This window comes from Nesterenkonia sandarakina, assembly GCF_003003175.1.
Classification (GTDB): domain Bacteria; phylum Actinomycetota; class Actinomycetes; order Actinomycetales; family Micrococcaceae; genus Nesterenkonia; species Nesterenkonia sandarakina_A.
Genome location: NZ_PVTY01000042.1, coordinates 1 through 6,078, shown reverse-complemented (window position 1 = coordinate 6,078; position 6,078 = coordinate 1). Strand labels below are relative to the sequence as shown.

General features: G+C 61.7%; 6 protein-coding genes. 2 read left to right on the top strand and 4 right to left on the bottom strand.

Annotated features, from left to right (window positions below):
• Nucleotides 1–96: 96 nt before the first annotated feature.
• From BCL67_RS14940 to BCL67_RS14925, 4 genes are all read right to left on the bottom strand, one after another.
• A complete protein-coding gene (locus BCL67_RS14940) occupies nucleotides 97–1,566 on the bottom strand; it encodes a xylulokinase (protein ID WP_106124192.1) in 1,470 nt (489 codons plus the stop codon).
• A 6-nt stretch (nucleotides 1,567–1,572) separates the two neighbouring features.
• A complete protein-coding gene (locus BCL67_RS14935; RefSeq protein ID WP_106124191.1) occupies nucleotides 1,573–2,406 on the bottom strand; it encodes a class I fructose-bisphosphate aldolase in 834 nt (277 codons plus the stop codon).
• A 45-nt stretch (nucleotides 2,407–2,451) separates the two neighbouring features.
• On the bottom strand, nucleotides 2,452–3,495 hold the full coding sequence (locus BCL67_RS14930) for an alcohol dehydrogenase catalytic domain-containing protein (protein WP_106124190.1): 1,044 nt from the start codon (nucleotides 3,493–3,495) through the stop codon (nucleotides 2,452–2,454).
• A gap of 77 nt (nucleotides 3,496–3,572) precedes the next feature.
• Entirely contained in the window at nucleotides 3,573–4,424 is an 852-nt protein-coding gene (locus tag BCL67_RS14925; protein ID WP_146131216.1) for a DeoR/GlpR family DNA-binding transcription regulator, read from the bottom strand.
• Nucleotides 4,425–4,726: 302 nt separating this feature from the next.
• Between BCL67_RS14925 and BCL67_RS14920 the strand changes: the two genes are divergently transcribed.
• Together BCL67_RS14920 and dctP are read left to right on the top strand one after the other, a co-directional pair.
• Complete coding sequence (locus tag BCL67_RS14920; protein ID WP_181256050.1) at nucleotides 4,727–5,407, top strand: GntR family transcriptional regulator; 681 nt, start codon at nucleotides 4,727–4,729, stop codon at nucleotides 5,405–5,407.
• 35 nt (nucleotides 5,408–5,442) lie between these two features.
• The coding region (gene dctP, locus BCL67_RS14915) for a TRAP transporter substrate-binding protein DctP (protein WP_181256049.1) at nucleotides 5,443–6,078 on the top strand (636 nt) is incomplete at its 3' end.

Sequence of the window (6,078 nt, the reverse complement as noted above, 5' to 3'; positions counted from 1 at the left end):
CCCTTCGCCCGCCACTCGCGTACGTCGGGTTCACGCTCGGTCAGGGAAATCCATCCATCGGTCCGCGGCTTGACGCGGCTACAGATATACAAGTGGCTACGTGGTAAAGGGTTTCATCGCGTTGGGGGCGTACCCGCCATGGACCTGGCAGAACTTACCCCACCTACTCTCGATCAACTCGCCCAATCTCTGTCTGGGAGCGATATGCCGCGTGTAGTGTTGCAGACCAACGGGGTAATCAATACCTTCGGCCGCTAACATGGCTGCCCCTAGGGCTGGAAGATGTGACTCGGTATTAACGATGAACGGTGTACCGAACATGTCGGCTGCGAGCTGCATGAAGTGGCCGTTGCCGCTCACGTCTCCCGCTAACATCAGCTCCCGGGGTGGCTCCTGCGGGTAGCTCTCCGAGATCATCCGGTCTACGAACAGCACGCCTTCTACCGCGGCCCAGGCCATCGAGGTTTCATCCGCGTCCGCAGTGAGTTCAAGGAATCCGGATCGTGGCTCCTCCATCCAGAACGGTGCTCTCTCGGGGCGGACGTGCGGGATGAAGAAAGGCGCGCGGTAGATCGTCTCGGCGTCGGCTCCCATTGCCCGGTCGACCATGGCGGAGACCGCACGTCCACTGCTCCCGTAGCCTAGGGCCCTCGCTGCCACCGACAACGCCAGGCCCCCATTGGACGCGCCGTGACGCAGCCACTGGCCGCGGTGTACGTACGCCCGTTGTAGGTGTAACTGCTCTCGTGCGGGTCTGCTGCTGTGGTCGGTGACGACGTGGGTTGTGCCCAGCGTGATTAGGCGGGTCCCGGACTCGCCGATATCTGCGGCGAATGCAGCGCAGGCGGTGTCCCCGGCTCCGGTCACCACCGGCGTGCCGGGGCGCAACCCCAAGGCGTGCGCAGCTTCGTCCGTGAGCGGGGCGAGCACGTCCGACGAGGGTAAGAGGGGCGGGAGGATTTGTGGAGGAATGCCCAGACGCTGGACGAGGTCTTCCTGCCAGGTCCAGTCACCCGTCGTGTCGAAGGGCCCGAAGTAAGAGGCCTGGGTGGGATCAATGGCACACTGGCCTGTGAGGCGATGGCCGATATAAGTACCAACGGAACCCAACACGTTTAGCTCTCCAGCGACTTCGGGTTCCTGCTCCAACATGAGTAGGTATGCTGCCGCGATGAACGTCGACGGGGAGACCGTGTTTCCAGAGCGGCGGATCTCCTCCTGTGTCAGGAGCGGACGCAGTCCCGACACTGTGTCCGCCAGTGTCGGGACTTCATAGCGGTATCCGGCGGTAAGGTGTTCGCCAGAGGTGCCCATAGGAACGGCGACGGGGGAGTGCACGGACAGGCCGATGCCCGAGAGGTTTAACTTACCGGCGTCCAGGTCGAGGCAGGCCTTCTGGACGCTGTTCCACCAGGAAACCGGATCAACGCGTCCGGGAGGCAACGGAGGCCCGGCGTCATGGGCGACGCGGACCCTCCGGACAGGTTCGCCGGTCTCCGTCAGCACGACGGCTTTGGTAGCCGTCGTGCCGACATCGATGCCCAAGAAACAGCGGGACGGCGTCATGGTAGTTCAGGCCAGCTTTTCTGCCGCCGCGTCCGAGGTCGCCCCGTCTTGCACGATGGCGCGCAGAGCGGTGATCATCTTGGTCGGGTTCTCGGCGCCCCAGACGTTACGGCCGAAGGTCAACCCGGCGGCCCCGGCCTGCATCACGGAATCAGCCATCTCCAACACTTCCCGGTCGGTGTCAGCCTTGGCTCCGCCGGCAACCATGACCAGGGCGGGCGTGCCTGCGACCACCTCGGCGAAGCTCTCGGAGGAGCCGGTGTACCAGGTCTTCACGACGTCGACCCCGAGCTCTGCTGCCGCGCGCGCTGCATAGAGCACGGATTCGGCGCTACCCTTGCGATCGCCCCACAGTTCACCGCTTGGGTATGCGTGGCAGACGGTGGGCATCCCAACCTCGGCGGCGCGCTCCACCGTCGCGGCCAGCATCTCCAACATTTGCGGCTGAACATTTGAGCCGGCGCTGATGCCGACTGCGACGGCGTCAGCGCCCAACCGGACGGCGTCGTCCACGGTGCCGATCGTCGCGTCGATCGTCGCGTGGAAGTCCATCGAAAAGGAAGACGCCTTCAGGATCCACGGAAGTGGCTGCGGGTCCCCGGCAAGCAAGCTCCCACCGATGCCGCGGGTCACAGTGATAGCGCTCGGGTTGCCCGCTTTCACGGCTTGGTAGGTTTTCTCGATCCCGGCCAGCTGCGGCGCGACACCGCGGGGGACCGCCTGATCAAGGGCCACGACGAGGGCCTTGCCGGTGACGCCGAAGAGCCGCCGCAGGCGGATGGCCCGGCCGAGCCCGCTTGTGACACCGAAGGAGGTGAAGGGTGTGGTTTCATTGCGCATTTTCTGGTTCTCCTCTGAGAATCTTTATGAATGTGAAGATTAGGTTCAGGATCGGGCGGTGATGCCCACCCGGAGATCGTCGCCGGCCTTGGCTGCCTCCAAGGCGGCCACCGCCTCTTCGATCTCCATGGTGGTCGTGACAAGGTCGTCCACCTGCAGGGTGCCGTCGGTCACCATGGAGGCGACAAACTCGAAGTCGGATAGGTGGCAGGAGGAGCTTCCAATTAGTGAGTACTCGTTGTAGTGGACATCATTGGCCGACACCGCGAGAACGTCCTTACCCGTCGGGAATCCGGCGAAGAGATTCACCTTCGCTCCTGGGCTCAACGCCTCGAGGTAGGGCTCGAAAGCGTCGGTACGGCCCACTGCCACCACCATGGCGTCAACGCCATCACCGTCAGTGAATTCGAGGATCTCACGCGCTGCGGTATCTCCGGGAGCCAGAGTGAGCTGGGCACCGGACTTCGCGGCGGCGGATAGCCTCTGCGCGGAGGGGTCTACCGCCACAATCTTTTTAACGCCCAGAGCGCTGGCGAGCCGAATGTGCATCAGCCCCAGCGGCCCACATCCAACGACCAGTAGCGCGTGCGCGGCTGGAGCGTCAATGAGCTTCAGCCCGTTGTACGCACAGGACAGCGGTTCGATGACGGCGGCGCTATTGGGACGGACGCCGTTCACCTTCACGAGGTTGCCCGCGCGCACCGCGGCCGCCGGAACGTGCACATACTCCGCGAAAGCGCCGGGAATCTGATACCCAAAGGCAAGACGGTTCCGGCAGATGTTCTCTCGCCCGCGCACGCAAGCGGAACAGTGCCCACAGGGCATGATCGGATAAACGGCCACTAGATCGCCGACGACAAGCCCGTGGGGAAGGGGCCCGTTGCTCTCGGCGATGGTCCCTGCGAATTCATGGCCCATCACGGTCGGGTAGGTGACATTCTTTTTCTTCGTCCCCTCATAGATGCGGATGTCCGTTCCACAGACTAGGGCGGACTGTACCCGGAGGAGACAGTCGCCGGGCTCAAGGGGGGGTATCTCCTGCTCCTTGATGATCATGTCCAAGGGACCGTTGAGGATGGCTTGTTTCACAGCATCGACCTTTCAATCGGCGGCGGATGGGCCTCGCCCGTCCGTCCATGAGGAAATGTGGGGCCCGGGGGAGTGGTTTAACCCGCCAGGCTCTGTTTCTCGCCTGACGGATCCAGCTGGCAAACCGTCAGATTGATGTTTTTGGCGGTCTGGAACGGCGACAGGACCTGCTCGCCAGCGTCACCGTCCGTGACAATTTCGCACGGCGACGGCAACGCGGCCCAGTAGGTGGACCAGGTGGTGTTCAACTTGGATGAGTCGGCGACGATAATGGTCCGCCGGGACTGTGCGGACATGAGTTGTTTGAGTGAGTTCTGCTCCAGAGTCCGTGAGGAAAACCCCCGTTGGACGTCAAGGCAATCCGTGCCAAGGAAAGCAAAGTCGGCATATACGCTCCGTACTATTGTCTCCGCTTGGGGGCCCATCATCGCTTGGTTGGTTCGCCGTAGCGTCCCGCCCAGGGCGACGACCTGAATGTCTAAATCCGACTCAATGAGGACGTTTAGAGCGTTTAGCCCATTAGTGAACACTGTCAGTCCTGGGATGCGAGCCAGATAGCGACTCAGCTGTCCGGTGGTCGTGCCTGCGTCGAGCAGCACGGTGGACCCGGGAGTTACAAGAGCGGCCGCTTTCCTTGCAATCGCGTCCTTGGCAGACGCGTTGCTGATTTCGCGCTCACGAAGGGTTTGCTCCGCCCGGAGACTGCCGAGCACCGCCCCCCCGTAGGTTCTGGTGATCAGCCCGTTCCGTCCCATCGACTCCAGGTCCCGGCGGATAGTGGCGACCGAGACGCCGAAGACGCTGCTGAGATCCTCCACGTGGACGCTGCCCGTGCCGTCGCGAAGCCTGTCGAGAATTAGCTCCCGTCGCGCCTCCGCGGTCGTCCGACTCCGTTCTGCCACTGTGTCCCCACTCTCGCTGGTCGTCACCCCTACATGATCACATCGCTCATCACGATGTGTCAATCGAGCATACGAGCAATGTCCGAAGCAAGCGTAAATATGCTCGATGCAGAACAAAAATGAGCCTATTGACGGCCAGGGTGAGCGATGCGATCATAAAAGCGCCACAGAACGTGTGGTACATCACAAAAAAGCGGCGAAAGGAGTTGTCGCCCCGACGCTCTAGTATGAGCGAAAAAATCATGCCTGGGCTGGCTGGCCGAAAAAAAAGTGAGCCAGATCTCACGAAAAGCTTGCATACTGTATTCGGTATACCGCACACTCAGTCTATGAAGCCGACAATTGCACCTGTGGCGGAACGCAAACTCAGCTCGCATATGTATCGGGAACTGGAGGACGCGATCGTGGACTGTTCGTTCCCGCCTGGCACTCCTTTGAGCGATCGAGAGCTGGCTGTTCAGTTCAATGTCTCCCGAACCCCGGTTAGGGACACGTTGCATCTGTTACAAGTCTCCGGTCTGGTGGAGCGGGGCCAGCGCACGGGGTGGGTCGTTACCCAGATCGGAACTCAGGACGTGAAGGAACTGTACGAGCTCCGGTCTCTGCTGGAGCCGGCGGGGCTAGACCGCATCGTCGAGTGGGGGGAGAAGGAACTCCAGCACGTGGGCACCCTTTTTGACGACTTTGATATGCCGGTCTCGGGTGACGACGTCGAGCGCTACCTGGTCCGGGACGACGAGTTCCATCAACTCATCATCAAGGCGACGGAGAATTCGCAGCTCATCAGGGCGTACCGCGTAGTGGACCGTCAGTTGGCTCGCTGCAAGCGCTTTGTCTCCTACCAGGACAACCTCCGACGGGAGGAAAGCCTCCGCGAGCACCGGGCGGTCTGCCATGCGCTGGCAGAGCGAAACCTAGACGCTGCCCGTATCGCTCTCCTCGACCATATCTACCAAGCGAAAAATGCCCTCATGGGCGCCATCACAGCCTCGGCATCGATGTCCACGTAGGACGGCGAGCGGGGATTAATGCAAAGGAGCATCACATGTCCTCACGTAAGATACCTGCAGCTACCACAGCTATCGTGCTTGCCGCGGTCCTCACCGGATGCGGAAATGGCGGCGGCACAGACGAAGAGCAGAGCGAGGGAGGCGGCGGCGCGGAGCCCCAAACCCTTCGTATGGCCCTTGGGGATCCCGCAGCTTCGTCCGTCGGTGTAACTGCCGACCACTTTGCCGAACAGGTCGCGGAGCGCTCCGACGGTTCCATCGAGATCGAGAACCACCCGGACGGCACACTGTTCGGCGGTGACCAAAATGCCGCGGTCAATCTGCTGGGCAACGGCACTCTCGACTGCACCATCATTTCGACCTCGGTGTACGCGTCGTTTGATCCAAAAATGAACGCGATGAGTCTGCCGTACCTCTTCGATGACGACGAACAGTTCTCGGAATACCTTCAGGGAGAGCCGGGCCAGGAACTTCTCGACTCGCTTGAAAGCGAGGGCATCAAAGGCATCCAGATGTTGACGCGGACGCCGCGACACATCACCAACTCTGTCCAGGCCATCGAGGAGCCCGGTGACCTTGACGGCATCACGATCCGAGTTCCACAAAACGAGCTGTGGGTCGACTTTTTCGGATCGCTCGGGGCAAACCCCACACCTATGGACTTCACCGAG

Bases quoted from the DNA above. Each gene is read 5' to 3' on its own strand.
- BCL67_RS14920 (WP_181256050.1), top strand. From the start codon at position 4,727: ATGAAGCCGACAATTGCACCTGTGGCGGAACGCAAACTCAGCTCGCAT.
- BCL67_RS14935 (WP_106124191.1), bottom strand. From the start codon at position 2,406: ATGCGCAATGAAACCACACCCTTCACCTCCTTCGGTGTCACAAGCGGG.
- BCL67_RS14940 (WP_106124192.1), bottom strand. From the start codon at position 1,566: ATGACGCCGTCCCGCTGTTTCTTGGGCATCGATGTCGGCACGACGGCT.